Origin of the sequence: Trichocoleus desertorum AS-A10, assembly GCF_039962155.1 — a bacterium.
GTDB lineage: Bacteria > Cyanobacteriota > Cyanobacteriia > FACHB-46 > FACHB-46 > Trichocoleus.
Genome location: NZ_JAMPKN010000063.1, coordinates 1 through 15,567, shown reverse-complemented (window position 1 = coordinate 15,567; position 15,567 = coordinate 1). Strand labels below are relative to the sequence as shown.

General features: G+C 47.8%; 17 protein-coding genes. 6 read left to right on the top strand and 11 right to left on the bottom strand.

Features of this window, described 5'->3' with window-relative positions; all coding sequences use genetic code 11:
• Nucleotides 1–720: 720 nt before the first annotated feature.
• The gene (locus NDA01_RS28760; RefSeq protein ID WP_348230716.1) at nt 721–2,142 is read right to left on the bottom strand and encodes a pentapeptide repeat-containing protein; all 1,422 of its coding nucleotides are present in this window, start codon (nt 2,140–2,142) and stop codon (nt 721–723) included.
• 308 nt (nt 2,143–2,450) lie between these two features.
• On the opposite strand from NDA01_RS28760, the gene NDA01_RS28755 reads away from it, so the two are divergent.
• Both NDA01_RS28755 and NDA01_RS28750 read left to right on the top strand, forming a co-directional pair.
• Nucleotides 2,451–2,744: a TRADD-N-associated membrane domain-containing protein gene (locus tag NDA01_RS28755; protein ID WP_348230715.1), complete on the top strand. Its 294-nt coding sequence runs from the start codon at nt 2,451–2,453 to the stop codon at nt 2,742–2,744.
• A gap of 31 nt (nt 2,745–2,775) precedes the next feature.
• Nucleotides 2,776–2,973: a hypothetical protein gene (locus tag NDA01_RS28750; protein ID WP_348230714.1), complete on the top strand. Its 198-nt coding sequence runs from the start codon at nt 2,776–2,778 to the stop codon at nt 2,971–2,973.
• 10 nt (nt 2,974–2,983) lie between these two features.
• Here NDA01_RS28750 and NDA01_RS28745 read toward each other — a convergent pair whose 3' ends face one another.
• Nucleotides 2,984–3,172 carry a hypothetical protein gene (locus NDA01_RS28745; protein WP_348230713.1) on the bottom strand — a complete coding sequence of 63 codons (189 nt, stop codon included), beginning with the start codon at nt 3,170–3,172 and terminating at the stop codon, nt 2,984–2,986.
• 106 nt (nt 3,173–3,278) lie between these two features.
• Here NDA01_RS28745 and NDA01_RS28740 point away from each other — a divergent pair, with 106 nt between their 5' ends.
• Nucleotides 3,279–4,211, top strand: a complete 933-nt coding sequence (locus NDA01_RS28740) for a hypothetical protein (protein ID WP_348230712.1) — start codon at nt 3,279–3,281, stop codon at nt 4,209–4,211.
• A gap of 20 nt (nt 4,212–4,231) precedes the next feature.
• Nucleotides 4,232–4,519, top strand: coding sequence for a hypothetical protein (locus NDA01_RS28735; RefSeq protein ID WP_348230711.1), 288 nt, complete (start codon nt 4,232–4,234; stop codon nt 4,517–4,519).
• On the opposite strand, the gene NDA01_RS28730 is transcribed toward NDA01_RS28735, so the two are convergent.
• Nucleotides 4,516–4,680 carry a hypothetical protein gene (locus tag NDA01_RS28730; protein WP_348230710.1) on the bottom strand — a complete coding sequence of 55 codons (165 nt, stop codon included), beginning with the start codon at nt 4,678–4,680 and terminating at the stop codon, nt 4,516–4,518. The two genes, NDA01_RS28735 and NDA01_RS28730, sit on opposite strands and share 4 nt — an antisense overlap.
• Nucleotides 4,680–5,285, bottom strand: coding sequence for a ribonuclease III domain-containing protein (locus NDA01_RS28725; protein ID WP_348230709.1), 606 nt, complete (start codon nt 5,283–5,285; stop codon nt 4,680–4,682). Before NDA01_RS28725 ends, NDA01_RS28730 begins: the two co-directional genes overlap by 1 nt.
• Before the next feature lie 505 nt (nt 5,286–5,790).
• Here NDA01_RS28725 and NDA01_RS28720 point away from each other — a divergent pair.
• Nucleotides 5,791–6,720 (top strand): transposase family protein, encoded by a 930-nt coding sequence (locus NDA01_RS28720; RefSeq protein WP_348230708.1) that lies wholly within the window; start codon nt 5,791–5,793, stop codon nt 6,718–6,720.
• A 66-nt stretch (nt 6,721–6,786) separates the two neighbouring features.
• Entirely contained in the window at nt 6,787–7,005 is a 219-nt protein-coding gene (locus tag NDA01_RS28715; RefSeq protein WP_348230707.1) for a hypothetical protein, read from the top strand.
• Between the two features lie 167 nt (nt 7,006–7,172).
• Here the strand turns inward: NDA01_RS28715 and NDA01_RS28710 are convergent, their stop codons facing one another.
• From NDA01_RS28710 to NDA01_RS28690, 7 genes are all read right to left on the bottom strand, one after another.
• On the bottom strand, nt 7,173–7,412 hold the full coding sequence (locus NDA01_RS28710; RefSeq protein ID WP_348230706.1) for a hypothetical protein: 240 nt from the start codon (nt 7,410–7,412) through the stop codon (nt 7,173–7,175).
• Nucleotides 7,413–7,496: 84 nt separating this feature from the next.
• Nucleotides 7,497–8,621 (bottom strand): DALR anticodon-binding domain-containing protein, encoded by a 1,125-nt coding sequence (locus NDA01_RS28705; RefSeq protein WP_348230705.1) that lies wholly within the window; start codon nt 8,619–8,621, stop codon nt 7,497–7,499.
• An 80-nt stretch (nt 8,622–8,701) separates the two neighbouring features.
• Nucleotides 8,702–8,971 (bottom strand): transposase, encoded by a 270-nt coding sequence (locus NDA01_RS32115; protein ID WP_431193562.1) that lies wholly within the window; start codon nt 8,969–8,971, stop codon nt 8,702–8,704.
• Nucleotides 8,972–8,979: 8 nt separating this feature from the next.
• On the bottom strand, nt 8,980–9,372 hold the full coding sequence (locus tag NDA01_RS32110; protein ID WP_431193561.1) for a transposase: 393 nt from the start codon (nt 9,370–9,372) through the stop codon (nt 8,980–8,982).
• Between the two features lie 19 nt (nt 9,373–9,391).
• Nucleotides 9,392–9,754 carry a helix-turn-helix domain-containing protein gene (locus NDA01_RS32105; RefSeq protein ID WP_431193560.1) on the bottom strand — a complete coding sequence of 121 codons (363 nt, stop codon included), beginning with the start codon at nt 9,752–9,754 and terminating at the stop codon, nt 9,392–9,394.
• 136 nt (nt 9,755–9,890) lie between these two features.
• Nucleotides 9,891–10,157: a MafI family immunity protein gene (locus NDA01_RS28695; RefSeq protein WP_348230704.1), complete on the bottom strand. Its 267-nt coding sequence runs from the start codon at nt 10,155–10,157 to the stop codon at nt 9,891–9,893.
• A 10-nt stretch (nt 10,158–10,167) separates the two neighbouring features.
• Nucleotides 10,168–15,510, bottom strand: coding sequence for a DUF4114 domain-containing protein (locus tag NDA01_RS28690; RefSeq protein ID WP_348230703.1), 5,343 nt, complete (start codon nt 15,508–15,510; stop codon nt 10,168–10,170).
• Nucleotides 15,511–15,567: the final 57 nt, after the last annotated feature.

The window sequence follows — 15,567 nt, the reverse complement described above, 5'->3', positions numbered from 1 at the left end:
ATTTCAGGCAGAAAGTGCCGCCACTTAAACAGAGCAGGAGTAGACATCACAGGGTAAGAAGGGAAGTTTGAGTCCGCTTACTTTACCATTGACTGGTTTTTTGCGACACAACCCGAATTTTGGCGATGTGGTTTCCCGATGATGTTGCACTTCCCAATCCACTACAGCCAGACAAGCCACTAAATACGTGGCTAATGACTATCCCCGTGTCAGTTGTTGAGGAAGAGCTGAAGAAAATAAAAAGTTGATCAAAGGTAGCGTTGGGATTAGGCAAGCTGGAGCTGTTCTCTCTACATAGCGATCGCCCCTCTATCCCTTCCTCACCCCCACCAGCCCACTCAACTTTTGAATTGGCCTCTTTTGCCTCAAACTACACCTGCACGGGATCAAGGCCTCAAAAGCCCAATTCAAACCAATTCAAAAATCCGATCGCCCGCTCTACCAACCATCCCAGCACCTAGCTCACCCACAAAAACCAGCCCAACCACCAGCAACAACGGCACTTCAAGGGATCTTCTTACGGACAGAAAGGCACCTTAGAGGTAAGGCGATCGCTCTACTGAGGGGGCTGAATCAGTGGCGCGATCGCCCCTCTTCTCTTAACCCGTTGGCTCAAAATCAGAAATTTTCTGACTACCAAGGCTGGGTCTAGGTTTTGCGTTGGTAGAGCGATCGCTCTTCACCTCATCCAAGCGATCGGGACGGCTGGGTAAGAATTTGTTATCTCAAAGTGAATTCGCGATCGCCTATGGATTCGTTAAAAATTGCGCCCCGCTGTTGTAAATCAAGTTTTTCGGCTTCGGTGAGTCCTATACCTTCACCAAACCGGGCGTTTTCTACGATCGCTCCACTTAGATTGGCCTCCTTGCGATTGGTGTTACAAATGCGGGCACGGTGGAGGCTGAGGGTAATCTGGCGGGCATGAGCGCGAGCACGGTGGAGGCTGAGGGTGAGGTCGGAAAGACGCGCGTGGGCGAGCTCGTTGGCAAGGTCGCGGCCGTGGTCGAAAAGGTGGTCGAGGTCGAGGTCACGGGCGTGGGCAAGGTCAATGACGAGCTCGTTGGCAAGGTCACGGGCGTGGTCGAAAAGGTGGTCGAGGTCGAGGTCACGGGCGAGGGCGTGAGCGAAAAGGTAGTCGAGGTCGCGGGCAAGGGCAAGGGAAAGGTCGAGGATGCGGGCGAGGTCATGGGCGAGTTCGAAAAGGCTGGTGCGATCACGGGCGAGTTCGGAAAGGCGGGTGTAGGCGAGGGTGCGGGCAAGATCGAGGTCACGGGCGAGGTCACGGGCGAGGGCGCGGGCAAGGTCGAGTACAAGGGCGAGGTCAGCATCACTGAGGTCAGCATCACTGAGGTCAGCCCCACTGAGGTCAGCCCCACTGAGGTCAGCCCCACTGAGGTCAGCCCCTCTAAGGTCAGCCCCACTGAGGTCAGCATCACTGAGGTCAGCCCCACTGAGGTCAGCATCACTGAGGTCAGCCCCTCTAAGGTCAGCATCACTGAGGTCAGCCCCTCTAAGGTCAGCATCACTGAGGTCAGCCCCACTTAATTGCCATTGCTGAACTGGATGAGTACTAATCTCTCGGACCAAATCCCACTTCTTATCAAAGCTACTCTGCTCAATCTCTTCCAGAAAGTTTTGGCTCAGAATCTGGATGTTTTCAATTGGCAGACCGTTAACCTCCGTCAATTCTCCTGAAGTCAAGCGATCAATCAGTCTTGCGGCATCTTCTGGAGAGCCTTGGAGCTTAATTCTGATGCTGCCTGCCTTGATATCTGTAATAGTGATTGTGCTTCCCGACAATCTTCTAAAAATCGTTTCAAGTGTCTTTTGAACTTGGTCATCAATAGAGGCGATATCGCCTCTTAGAACAATTTCAAATTGGACTTCTCCGTTTTCCCGACTAGCAACGGTGATGTGACGAGCAGCAGTCAGGCTCGTATTCATAGGCTGACTCGCGATCGCTTCGACAACATCTAACTCTGCCTCTTTTTTAGAAGCTTCTGACGCACATTGAGCCACAAGGGGTTCTAATTCTGCGATAGTCCTCCAGTCTTCTATCCTCAATGCCTCACAAATTGCTTTAAGGGAATCAAGTTGTATGGGCTGTCGGTTAAAGAACTTATCGACAGTGCTTTTACTCATCAACTGAGTTTTTGCAAAATTACTCTTGGACTCGAACCCCAGCCTCAGTAAAGACTTCTCTGCGCGATCGATGCCTAGACATGAGGCAATCACAGTCACTCTTCTGCGCTTGGCTGGGGGCATCATCGTCAAACAAGTTGCTTCATCAGTAATCTTAAACCAACCAAAACTAAAGCATCGGGCAACCACTGAATGTGAACAGTCATACGTCAGGCTAAAGAGAAGTACAACAAAACCATTACCTGGAGAGACTTTGAGGGTTTTTAAGTGACCATGAAAGCGTAAACCTAAATCTCTCAATACCTCGCATGAGCAACCTTATTCCTTCATCTAAAAATCAGACTCTAGTAGAAGATGCCATTATCCAAGAACGATTACGCCAAGCTAAGTATTCTTTCAATCTGGCCCTAATTGCCACTGCGATTTCTGCTTGCGTAGGTTTAGTAGGGTTTGGATTGCTGCTCTCTAACAAGTTCTCCAAAGGCACCGTAACGACTGCGAGTGGATTGGCTTCGAGTGCTTGTTGTATTCAGTTTGCCAAAGCTTCAAATGATCGATTGGACAAAATCTTGGAGGAGTGGAGTGAGTTTTACAAGCCCTGAGTAGTTTTTAATTGTCATTGATGCAGGAGGAATGGCGAGCCTCGCTAACGAGTCAAACCTCAAAGAATCAAGAAGGCGATCGCCCTCCCTACCTCACCAGAGCGATCGCCCTACCCAACCCAGCACTCAGCCCAAAATCAGAAATTTTCTGACTTTCAAAGCTTGGCCTAGGTTTTGCGTCACCAGTGCGATCGCCTCATGCACTTCACTAGAGCGATCGCTGCTTTGAAAATAGAAGACTATGCGGGTAGTTGGGTAACAGGAAGCGGAACGAGCTGAACCTGATAGCCCAGCTGCTCGAATTGCTGTTGCAGTCTCTTCAAACGTTGTGCTTGAGAGCGTTGCCCAGTGTCGCTAGCACGGTAATCCTGATAGAGCTGATGCTGCTTCAGTATGTGATAGACCGCAATCAACCATTGATGGGCCACGGCAACAATTGCTCGCTTGTATCCTGTACTTAAGTCTTGGACCTAAGATATCACCCAAAAAACAGCGTTTCTCCTGCGAGAAAGATTGTAGAGTGTTGAATCCAGCATGATTGACTACCTTTCTCATCACCGTTTAACTCAATGCTTAGGTTCCGCTAAACCCCCTGCTTCTTCACAACAGCAGCAGCTAAATGCAAATCACTTGTCAAAGCGGCAGCAAAAAACGTTGCAGATAGCGCTGTGGGCAGAGGAAAAGCTGGATGCACAGGTTGCACCTCAAACGAAACGACTCTTGTTGCGGGCTTTTGCGGTTTATAGACGACGCGATCGTTTAGCAGCAGATACTTTAGCTCGGTATCGTCATCACCTCAAACAACAGTTTAGGGAGTGCCTCAGTCAAATAGAGCATCAGCCTTTGAGGCGATCGCCCCTCTGCTTCACCAGCTTTCCTTACTATCTTTTCCTGTTGTTGGACGAACCCTCCAACACACCACTCGTTTCTCAGCAAAACCAGAATCAACTATTGATGTCAGACATTTCTGGAAGCGGAAAATTCGCCGTTTGGTGGACTCACCTTCACAGAAATCTGCTGGCTCTGGTGAAAGTTTTGCTAGCAAATTGCACCAATCATGCCAAAACAGTGAAGCTTAAGCATGCCCTGGGCAGTATTAGCTTGATTCCCATCAAAATCGGGAGGAGAGGTGTCAAAGTCCGAAACGTTTGGATTCACTATCACGACCTCTATCACCTGGAAGTGGCTCAGCTCGATCGCATTCAGATGGGAAACCATTGGGTGAGTGGGGTTAATGGGATTAATGGGCGGGTCTTCCATGACGCTCCCATTGTGGAGGAATACGACAGCTTTTTGGATGAAGCCCGAATTGCTATCCACGAAAGCCTCACTCGTCCTTCCGCTTTTAGCCAACTCAAACTGCTTTGCTGGCTAGGATTGCTACTCGTACAGGGGATTAATCCTTTAGCAGTAATCGTCCGTCACATGAAAAGCCTGAAAAAGAAGCAGGCAGAGCTTTGGCTATAGCTTCTACCTAAGTACAGGGGGTGTCGTTAACCTCAGCGGAGCAGTCACCCACCCCATCAGGAATACTCTGGCACCCCTGCCAGAGTTCTGAAAAACCGGCGATCGCCTCATGCACTTCATCCAAGCGATCGCCCCTCCAACTTTTCTCCAATTGGGGAACGCAAATACGTCACTACACTGCTGCTCATCCCTGCCAGTTGTCCAGACTTTGGACATCTGCTTGCAGTAGCTCTGGGGTTGAAGGGCGATCGCTTCTGCTCGTTCTGGGATGCAATGTTTACCTCAATGAGGATGAGTGGAAGCCTTAGGGGTATTGGTAGCTACTTTCGCGATCGCACGACTCCGGCGGATGTTGGCTTGATGATTCGGCTAGGTAACGTTTCTGGTCAACGGTCATTAAGATCTTGGCAACACCATCAGTGATTGCCGTCAATCCGCTAAACCAAAGTAGTGATGCTCCACTAATCATTACCAGTTCTCGAAATGGCACATCCTCACAGTGGAACATACATCAGGTTGAAAGCAGCTATCACAGACATTACTCAGCATCCAAATTTTACTGATTGCATCAAGACCCAAACTTTCGTCAGAGGCTTGGAGCTCGGGGCTGTCTAGCACTGGCTCACTAAAAAGATCGATGACGAATCTTTTCGTCTTTTCGTAGCTTCCAGCATCGATATGAACTGCCGCAATCAACGCCTCAAATGTTTCGCCTAAAACAGACGATTGCCTAGAGATCCCTTGCTTTTTTTCTCCTATACCAAAGCGAATGAATGATGCGATACCCATCCCTTCAAACATCTGTCCCAAATTTTCCCGTTTTTCAAGTTCAATCTTCTTGTTAGTGATAGATTCGCGGCTGTCATAACCTTGTTGAATCAGCATTTCAACCAAAATTGATTTTAGAACTGCGTCACCAAGAATTCGGTAGAGTTCTTGATCCTGGCAATTTCGACCTTGCTGCCTTTGTTCCTGTGCAAATGCCTTACGAGTGAGTGCGCGAATGAGCAAATTCTTATCGTCAAAGGTATAGTTCAAACGTTGCTCAACTACTGCAATGTCTTCAGGTTCCATCTCTAAGCTACGTACTGGATTTTGCTCGTGTTCAATGAATACACCTTTGAAGCTTGCAATTACGGTTCTTGTCAATCACGTAAAGTGGTTTGACTGTGAAGATTGACAGGTAGCCTTGAAAGCTTGCCTATATACAAGGACTAGCAGTATAACGGTTGCGGTCGGCGGTTGCATAGCCTCAAAGCCAACAATAGAGGCTTCTTCAATTGGCTGCACCGCGATCGCCCTCCAGTCTATCTAGCTTTTCCCCAATTAGGGAACGCAACCAAGCCAGGAGACTACTGCTTATCGCTGTCAGTTGTCCAGAATTCGGATATCTTCTTGGCCTAGGTCTGGGGTGAAGGTGCGATTCGCCCCTCACCCGCACCAAGCGATCGCACCTTTTACTTCCCCTGAGCGATTGCCCGCTAGTGCTTAATAATTCTAAAGCTGGGCATCCTGAACCAAGGAATCAGTCTAGTAGACTTCTTCAAAAATAAGGCAATCAGCCAAAATAGAGAGAGCAGTGCTGTCAGAACGAACCATGAAGCAGGCATTCTTCAACCGTCTGTTGCATCTATTCAACGCCCATCCTGAACAAGGTAAACGGATGGTAGGGCTTGGAGCAAAAGCGCTTTGGGAGCTGTGGCAACGGACGGCAGAAGCGGAACGGGCTAAACGCCTGAGGCAAGCTCAACGACCCGGGCGTAAACGACAGGCAGGTGGAGGGCGTAAACAGGATGCCGCCGTTTTAGGTCGGTTGTTAGTTACCCTGATTTACCTGCGGCAACACTGGAGCATGCAAGCGATTGCTGTCACCCTCGATTGTGCCGAGGCGACGGTCTGGAACTACATCCATGAGATGCTGCCCCATCTCCGTGAGTGCCTACCTGCGAGTTTGCTCGAACAATGGCAGCAAGAATGTCCTAGTGTCGAACGCGCAGAGCTAGAGCAGTGTTTAGCCGAACTGCCAGAGGGAGCCTTACTAGTCGATAGTTGGGAGCAAGTAATTCCCCGACCCACCGAGGAGCAGGAAGAGTATTACTCTGGCAAACAGAGGGAGCATACCCGTAAAAACCAGGCGATTGTCCTACCGAAGGGTGTGGGCCTTGTCGATGTCGTCTTGGGAGAGAAGGGACCCCGTAGTGACAGCAAGCTGTTTGAGCAAACGCAGGACGAATTGGCGAAGCGTCTCTCATTCATCGGGGACAATGCCTATGTCGGTCGCTGCAATACCACCACACCGTATAAGAAGCCACCGAAGGGAGAGTTAACGCAGGAGCAAAAGGAGTTTAATCGCGACCTGAGCCAAAAGCGAGTGTTTGTGGAACATGTGATTCGAGTGATTAAAATTTTCCGGGTTGCCAAGGAAGAGTTTCGGATGCGTTCACGGATGTATGAGCTTGCGATTGGTTGTGTCTGTGGTTTAGTCCGTTTGCGGGTGCAGTATGTCTGAAATCAGGGCTTTAGCAGCTTGACCTGCCCACTTTTCTTATTTTTGAAGAGATCTAGTAGCACATTTATGGATACAGACCGTTTAGGCAGCCTCCTCACAACAGCAGCGATCGTTTTTCTACTGGTACTAGTAACAGTTGGACTTGGGGCTCTCAACATCCCCTTTCCTGAAAACCAGCTAGACAAACGTGTTGGTGCCATTACGGAATTGCTTAAGGTTAGCGCAACAGTTTTTGGTGGTTTAGCGGTTCTGATCAGGACTACCAACACTGGGAGTGTCGCCTAATGGATAAGGCAACTGTCTTCTAAACAGTTTCATGCAGGTAATGCCTTTGGCAACGGAGCTACCCGAAGTGGTGAAGGGGCTGGTTTGTGACACTAGTGTTAGCGAGTAACCTTCGGGAAGCAAGCTACGACTCTCGTCAGTCACCCCACATAGAAGGTGGAGCGCCTCTAGGGTTTAACAGCTGGAGTAACTGCCCAAACACCTCGATGGTTTTGCTTTGCTTCCTTCATACCCTGCTGCACTACATCCCAGTTGGGACAGTGATCAGCAAACTTTTCAGAGGGGTAATCCCAGCCAGCCGCAACTATTTCGTATTGGATAAACTTCTCCTCGTCAGAATTAGGAGTGGGTACATTTACCTCAGCCACCTTTCTTCCTTGGCGATCGGTGTCAACGATCGTTAGCACTTTTTACCCAACCGGGTAACACTTGCCCGAGTTCGCAAACCTCGAGGAAAAACTCTAGGTTTGCAGACTACTCATGACACCTCTTCAAGCTGCCTTAGTCACTTTCCCTTGTATTGACTCTAAAGCTTGAATCTCCAAGATATTTTCTAGAAGCTCATAAATAGTTTGCTTAGCTGCTAGTAATAGCATACAAACCTGCTGTGTCAATTCAATGTTTTCTAACCATTGATGGCAGATAGCACTGATACTTTCCAGATGTTGACAGACCAGATGAGGAGCAATTTCAGCAGCAGCTTGTTGCAAAACTGTAGAAGTACTCTGTAGCTGATCGGCTAACTTTTCAGCATGAAGAGAATCCCAAAAGGATTCTGCTATGGATGCATATGTTGATGAGGTTTGCCAGTTCTCTTTTTGGCTTGTGTTTATTTGAATAAAGCCTTGTTCATCTGCTTGTTTTAATAAAACGGAGCAGCGGGCATAGGCGGATTGAACGCAGTAGAGGCTATCAACTGGAGTGGGCTGCCCAGCAGTGCTGATGTTAATAGGGGCAACATCTGTTAAGGGAACTCGAAGACTGTACCAGCGCAGAGTATCCATACTCACTACTTTGAGCAGTTCCTCAACAGCTAAGTCAGGTATGGCGTGGACTTGTTGAGTGGGCTGATGGAATGCGTAGAGTTTTAGGGGTTGAACGATGATGAACTGAAATTGCTCTTTGGTATATCTCAGACATTGCATTGCTGCTGTGAGTTGACGGTCATAGCCAATATAAGTGGGAGGACGCAATAGAACAATTTTGTCGTAGCCCTCTTGGAAAATTGCATGATAGCGAGCAAGATCTTCAAAAAGTTGCGTAAACTGACCATCCCGGTGTTGCAAAATTCGATCGCAATCGTCACCAAAGTCAGCAGTTTTGATAAACCAGTCCTTTGGTTCGTCTTTAAGAGCAGTTTCTTCAATGCCGGAGGGCAGTTCAACGGCAAACTGACGCGACATGGAAGCTTGGTAAACGCTGTGATGAGTTTTGAGAGTGTTGAAGAAGATTTTGGAGTTGAGATCTTGTTGACGAGGAATCTCCAGTGTGTGATCAGTTTCTTGGAGCAGACTTTTGAGAATATGGGCGATCGTGCAGCGCAGGTCGGTTGTCGAAGGAAGTTGCTCTGAAAGGATTGCAAGAGAGTCAAGGTAAGTTTGGCGTGAGTGGGTCATAGCGTAGGTGTGGCGTGATGAGGATTGGGAGCGCGATTGTATGCTCAATGCTTAATAGAAGGTAAGTAATAGAGCGTTTCCTAGTCTACTGAGGTACAGTAACAACAATGAGTAAACCAGTTGCGGATATCCTCTAGAGAGATTTGAGCAAATGCCTCTTGAATCGCTTTGTCCAAGGCTGAATAACTTCTAGCTCCCGCTGAACGCAGCAAGCTCTTTAACTTTGACCAGCAGTTTTCGATGGGTGAGAAGTCAGGAGAATAGGGAGGTAAATAAATGGGAGTGCCCGGATTTTTGTGTAACCAAAGCTGGAACCTTTGATTTCCCGTCAAATTTGTCTGGTTAGCCACAAGAAAACTTACACTCCCAAATAAATTAATTTAGCTTGAGCTTGGTGGATTAATGCTTCCACCGCTTTTCCTTTATGAATGGAGCAGTTATCCATCACGACACAAGCTCCTGCCCAAAGCTGGGGAACCAGCTTTCGAGCAATGAAGGCTTCAAAGGTGAGACTATCAATGGGACCCACGAGGCTGACTTGAGTAATAAGTCCCTTCAAGCCAATGGCACCCAGGAGAGAAACATTAGGGCCACGCTTCTGGGGACGAGAACCATAAGCTCTTTGGCCTTTAGGGGAGCGAGCAAATAAGCGTACCATCGCGAGGTTGATACCAGATTCATCAATGAAGATGAGGTCTTTAGCAAGGATGCCTTGCACTAGCTGCCAGAACTCGACTCGTTGCTTCTGCACTCGTTCACTTTCCTTTTCGCTAGCGTGTAACGTTTTTTTTGACGGTGAGATTGAGCTTTTTCAGCATGCGATCCACGGTAGAGCGGCTAACGTCGGCTCCCGTACGTTGATGTAATAGAGTTCGCAGTTCTGCTAAGGTGGCATCATTGTTTTCCTGCACAATTTGTTGCAGCAGGTTTAACTGTTCCAGCGTGAGCTTCAGAGGCGTTTGGTTAGTACGAACTTTGGGAGCAATGTTGCCCGTCTCCCGATATTGTTTCAACAACTTTTCAATAAAGCTCAAAGTCACTCGGAATCGCGCTGAGAGTTGCCGCTGAGAGATGTTGTCTTCAGCGTAGGTATCAACAATCTTTTGTCGTAGGTCAAGCGAGTATGCTTTCATTGCCCTTGAAACACTGAGAAGTTTCTACACTTTACCCGTACCTCACTGGATTGGAAAACGCTCTATCACACTCCTATAAGTTTTTGAGCATCATTGACGGATCACATCGACTCTCTAACAGTAAAAAGTGAAAACGTTAGGAAATAATTTGGGATTCAAGAATTTTCCAAATATTACTATCGATGCGTAAATCAATTCCGACCTCTTCGATTAACCTGTAAGATTCTTGAGAAATCTCTGCATCTTTTTCGTAGAGAAAACTACACAAGGTTTCAAGAGCCAAGCCCCACTCACCAACATAAATATACTCTTGAACAGCTTCAATCTGGTTTTTCGTGAGAGTGCTGCTAACTGATAAAAGGGCTGAATTCAAAGCGATTACAACTGAATTTGAATCAATCATTGACTTCAATTTAAGGATTAGGTTGAACGTTTTTAGGATATGCCGTAATGATTCCTTCACCATCTGGCTCTACAACAACTCTGATATCAATACCATCTCGGTGCCCTTCTACTGTCCATCTCACAGGATCTCCATTTCTAGTATATTTAGCTCCTGGTGAACCTGTTTGCTGTCTCCAAGTCGACAGTGGATCTTTAAGAACATCATAGATGTTGTTAACACTTTGCTCATCACTCCAGCGTGATGGAAACTCACTTTTACCAGAAATGTTACGACCAGGACCATGTCCTCCACCATTCTGATCCCCGTCGAGTATATGCTTACGACGAGCAATACTCAGTTTGTAGGTAGCAAAATAGCTTTGATAGGATTGAACTAGCTTAGATTTAAATTGCTTGGTTCCTACAATTGCAAGTGCAGCATGGCCAATCATACGGACAAAAGAGCGTGATGCTGCAGAAATTTGTTCACGATCTCCATTGGCAGTAGTTGCTAAGTTCCACCACTTGTCTGCCTCAGAGAGGGCATTGCTGAGCTCTACAACTACACCTGTACCGATCATGGCAATAATTAAACCCTGAAGTGTAACAGCTGCCACTTTTGTTAGTAAGGTAGGCTCTGGTACAGCTGCTAATAGACCAACAGCAATTTCTGCAGCAATGAAAGCGGTTGTAGTGGCCAAAACAACAGGCCAATTGTCTTTGATATAATCCCCAACTTCAAGAAGGACCTCATCAACCTGGTGAGGAGATTCTATAACCGATGCTATTAAGTCATCTGCTTTATTAAGTAAAGTCTTTACGCGAGCCGCTTCTTTAGCGATCGCCTTCTCTAACTCTGTGCGAGTCGCAGCAATTTGTTGATCAACGCCATGAATCTTATTCCACAGATGGCCTGTCTTGTCACCAAAGAGGGCATCAACAATAGCTGCTACTGCTGTCTGAGCGCGAGGCTTCACCCAGTCCACTGCTCCATTAACAAAGCTAGTAACAGAATTAACAGCATTTCTAGCATTGTTCGCTAAGGTATTTGCTAGAGGCGCTGCAACGCTATCGTAGAAATTCCAGTCCGGTACCCCTATCCGCTTCAACCAGTCTGGGGTCCGAACATCTCTCATCCAACCTACATTTTGCAGGACTTTGCCCTTGAAGCTTTCGATCCAGCCGTTAACGCTTCTGGCAACGCTATCAATTCCATTTTTCATCACTTGGGCTGCGTTCTCAATGATGCCATTGATTTCGGCCCCGGTGCGGTAAGCGTTCTTAACAGCCTCAATGAAGTGCCAGACGTAGTGCTTAACTCGGTCCTGAGCCCAGTTCACCTGATTCTTCAGCCAACTTCTTGCACCATTGACCGCACCCTTAAAAGAGTCGATCGCATTGCGAACAAAATCAAGCGATCGTAGGCTCTCATGAATTCTGCCGTCAATTTGGTTGATAATTCCGTCAGCAATACTATCAACTGTTGACTTGATCGGATTAGCGCGCTCGTCTACCCAACCATTGGCACCATCGCGAGCATTATCTAAAGCTGCGTGAACCTTGGCTCTCTGCTCAGCATTCATTTGAGCCAAGAGCTGATCTAGCTCTTGTTGATAACTCGCTTTTTCCTGGTTCAGTTGATTAATGCGAGCATTCGCTTTTGCCCGTTCAGGCCCAGCAAAGTTATTTAGGGCAGTGTCATAAATACGTTGAATCCGGGGGTCAGCAAACAGTGGTCCACGAGTTGTACCATTACCGCTGCCTCCATTACCTCCACCCACGCGCCAGCCCGGAGGTGGACCTTGTTCAGAGCGAGAAAGTAGATGCTTAAATTTGACTACAAGCTCATAATCTGTAGTTACTCCCTTCGGACTGTTAACCCGAAGCAAGTAGGTTCCTGGAATCAGATCAACCAGGATTTGTTCGTCAGTAATTCCCTCGCGCATGGAGTAAGAGATTGGGCGATTTCGCACGTCATACAGTACGAGATCCGCGTCAGCCAATAGGCGCATTAACCGCGCATCAATTCTGCCTGGGCGGGACAAGGTGAAACGATAGTAGTCATCAGGAACTAGGTTTCCTACCGTCTCACCCGTTAACCTTGTTTCAAAGGGATCAATCGGTCCAAATTCTGGCAATGGCTTAGCAACATACCAATCCAAACCGCCCTTACCTTGTTGCCGTGCAATTTCTGCCTGCCGCTCCAGTTCACGAATTCGCTCCTCTTCCTTGCGGCGTTCTTCTTCTTGGCGACGACGCTCCATTTCTTCTCGCAAGCGCCGTTCTTGCTCTTCCAACTCCCGCTGCTTTGCTTCCGCCTCCAATCGACGGCGCTCTTCCTCCTGACGAATCCGATCCTGATCCCGCTGAAAGGCCTCTTCTTGTTCTCGACGAATCCGCTCTTCTTCTTCCTGCCGTCGTCTTAACTCTTCCTCACGACGCAACCTTTCCTGCTCCATCTCCCATTCATAGTTGGGGCGATGTTGAGGGATGTCAATCCAGTCATACTTATAAATCCAGTCAGGATTGGGAATCCCATTATGGTTAGCAATCCACCAATAATAATCAGGATGGGCGCTACCCATTGTATCTAGAGCAATCTGACTAAGGGTGTCACCCCACTGAACTTGGTAACGCGTCCAGTCGTAATACTGACCATTCTTCCAGAATTTTTCAGCATGGGCCCAAATTTCAGGAGCAACCTTGTCCGGGTCAACTTCTGGCATGAGAGAATAGATGAACTCCTCATTTGGGTCACCAAAGTTCGTCTCGGCTAGTTGTTTGAATGCCTCAATCTGTTCAGATGTAAGATCACCTGGTTTCGGTTGCTGTCCACCCAATAGCCCCCAACCAGGAGTGGCCTGATTTAGATTGACTCGGTAGCCCAAATCTACTAGAGAGGCTAAGGTGACAGCACTGATAGGCGAAAAGACTTGACCATTAGCGTCCGTCTGGAAACCTAAGTCATAAGTCATCACCTCATCTTGAAACAAAGTTTCATTCCAATGCAGTCCTGCCGATCCAGCACCCTGAGTTTCTAGAGAGATGGCATCTGTCACCCCACCTAGCTCCTTGAAAGCTGCAACAGCATTTTCACCACTGTATTGGGCTAGTGGAGTCCCCGCATAGTCAACCAAACCCTTAGCTTCCCAAAGATTGCCAAAGCCTAGAGCATGCAGAATTTCATGCTGTGCTACGCTGAACAACTGTCCAGAGCTCTCTAATTCTGCAACATCTGCGGCATCAAATTGCACAATTGATTGCGCCGGAAGTAGCGTGTCATAGCGCATGAAATCAATCTTTGTCTGCGCCTGAGTTCCACCCACTCCATCCAAGTTATTAACAAAAACCTTAATGTTGATGTCATCAATGATCTTGCCATCAACGATCGCACTGGGTAATCCTTGAGCAATCAGAGGCTCGATACTTCGCACAGCAGCCTGAATTACAGCCTGTTGCGAGGTTGTTAATCCTCCATAACTAGATGGAGAGGTACTATCTCCAACGGATGCACCTTCAAACTCCACACTAATGTTGAAAGGTTCTGGTGCCTTGCTCTCAAAACCTTTCAAGATATAAGTTGCAGTGGAGCCAGCATGGCTATCCACCTTGACTAGTACTTCCCCTGAAATACCTTCTGGTACTGCCAAGGAATGGGTTCCATGAGCCAAGACTTGACTCCCCAGAACTTGGCCTGATGGCGTTAGGAAACTGACCGATGCATCACCAGATAGAACCGAAATTTCAGCATTCACCAACTGTTGGCTAGAAACTCGGTAAATATCAGTTGAGTCAACGTTGCTGACTTGATCAATAACATCCTGCGTGCTAGAAGCTTCAATTAAAGTTGGCGTATGTGGCAGAGCCCCACCTGGATTGGGTTCCAAAGAGCCTTGTTCAGAGCCTGAAGGTTCTGAAAAGCCGTTTCCTCCTTGGTCAACAGGGGTTGCTGGAACAACAGGGGCGGGGACTGCGGGATGAGTGGGCTCGCCTGGTAACTCTTTACCAGGGTCAGCGTGAGAGATGGCATTTAAAGTAATTTGCTGACCGAGCTCAGACTGCCGCCAATCTTTGTTGGGCGCGATCACATCATCCAGGAGTGCTGCTTTACCAGTTGCACCATTAACTCGGAAAATGAGGTCGTTGTAATCGCGGTCGCTACCTTTATCAACACGCTGGTCTTCCATGACAAAGGTGCTACCATCGCCTGTCACATCCGCAGCTTGGCCCACATGAAAAGCATCATCTGGGTTAGCAGTTGACATTGAGAACAAGGGCAGCTTCGCACCATGAACAGCTGGATTATCAAAAACTGTTTGGACCTGACCATTTGGCACTAGCATGATGCCGAATTCATCACCTGGTCGCATGGTAAACGTCTTCATGCCCAGATATTCACCCATGTTCCAGTTGCTGCTCTCACCTAAGCTGCCACTAAACTTGGCTGCTTCTAAGCGATCGCGAATGACCACATGACCTAGCTCAGACTCACTCAAAGCGCGACGGGCTGCTTCCTGAATAAACGCTTCAGATCCAGGTTCAAACTGCTCCATCCCATCCAAGCTGAAGACAGCTAGCTCACCTTTGTAGCTGCCGCCATCGAACAAGAAATCAATCCCGACTTCTCCAGTCTCGCCGACTGTGAAGACCCCAGAATCAAACTTAACTCTGGGGGTTGCTTCTTCTGCAACGGTCAGCTCAATCTCTACATCTGTGCTTGCTTCACCCTCTGGTAGCTCCTCAGCCGTTTGCTCAGCATTCGTTACAGTTGTGGGATCAATGTTTTGCTCGCTAACTTCAGCATCAATGTCGCTTTGTGCTGCATCATCTGCATCAAGGCTCAGTTCAGTCTCAACATTAGCTTCTATGTCAAATTCTGTTGAGTCTAATGGGGAGTTTGAGCTGAGATTAAAACTCTCTACACTCTCCTCTGAGGCCACAGGGGATTCGGTTGGTTCAAAGTCAACTTGATAGATAAAGGCAATGGGCTCAATCTTTTCATCACCCATATCAAAATCAGGGAAGTCCTCTATCCCTTCATCTGGCTCCCCATCCACATCCATGTTTGGAGCAGAACTAGTCTCACCTGAGAGCGGTTCCTGAAAGCCATCTGCATCTGTTACCAGCTCTGCATCTGAAGGAGCAGTGCTTCCTGCATCAAGATTGATATCTACAATTCCACTTTCAATGCTGTAAGCGACATCTACGTCTAAGGCAGCAAGGTCAGGTGTCTCATCTCCGCCATCAACCAAACCACTGGGCGTCAAGATGGGTTCAAGGATAAAAGTTTGAGTCTGCGCTCTTTGAACATTGTTCGGAGCAGCAAAACCTTGAGCAGCACGCCGCTTAGCAGAGCGATTAAACAGCCTCATAGATAGCACCTGAATTTATGGATGAAGAGTTAAATGGCGATTGCACAACCAAACTGC

Excerpts from the sequence above, each read along its gene's own strand:
- NDA01_RS28760 (WP_348230716.1), bottom strand. The coding sequence starts at position 2,142 with ATGAGTAAAAGCACTGTCGATAAGTTCTTTAACCGACAGCCCATACAA.
- NDA01_RS28755 (WP_348230715.1), top strand. The coding sequence starts at position 2,451 with ATGAGCAACCTTATTCCTTCATCTAAAAATCAGACTCTAGTAGAAGAT.
- NDA01_RS28750 (WP_348230714.1), top strand. The coding sequence starts at position 2,776 with ATGGCGAGCCTCGCTAACGAGTCAAACCTCAAAGAATCAAGAAGGCGA.
- NDA01_RS28740 (WP_348230712.1), top strand. The coding sequence starts at position 3,279 with ATGATTGACTACCTTTCTCATCACCGTTTAACTCAATGCTTAGGTTCC.
- NDA01_RS28730 (WP_348230710.1), bottom strand. The coding sequence starts at position 4,680 with ATGATTAGTGGAGCATCACTACTTTGGTTTAGCGGATTGACGGCAATC.
- NDA01_RS28725 (WP_348230709.1), bottom strand. The coding sequence starts at position 5,285 with ATGGAACCTGAAGACATTGCAGTAGTTGAGCAACGTTTGAACTATACC.
- NDA01_RS28715 (WP_348230707.1), top strand. The coding sequence starts at position 6,787 with ATGGATACAGACCGTTTAGGCAGCCTCCTCACAACAGCAGCGATCGTT.
- NDA01_RS28705 (WP_348230705.1), bottom strand. The coding sequence starts at position 8,621 with ATGACCCACTCACGCCAAACTTACCTTGACTCTCTTGCAATCCTTTCA.
- NDA01_RS32105 (WP_431193560.1), bottom strand. The coding sequence starts at position 9,754 with ATGAAAGCATACTCGCTTGACCTACGACAAAAGATTGTTGATACCTAC.
- NDA01_RS28695 (WP_348230704.1), bottom strand. The coding sequence starts at position 10,157 with ATGATTGATTCAAATTCAGTTGTAATCGCTTTGAATTCAGCCCTTTTA.
- NDA01_RS28690 (WP_348230703.1), bottom strand. The coding sequence starts at position 15,510 with ATGAGGCTGTTTAATCGCTCTGCTAAGCGGCGTGCTGCTCAAGGTTTT.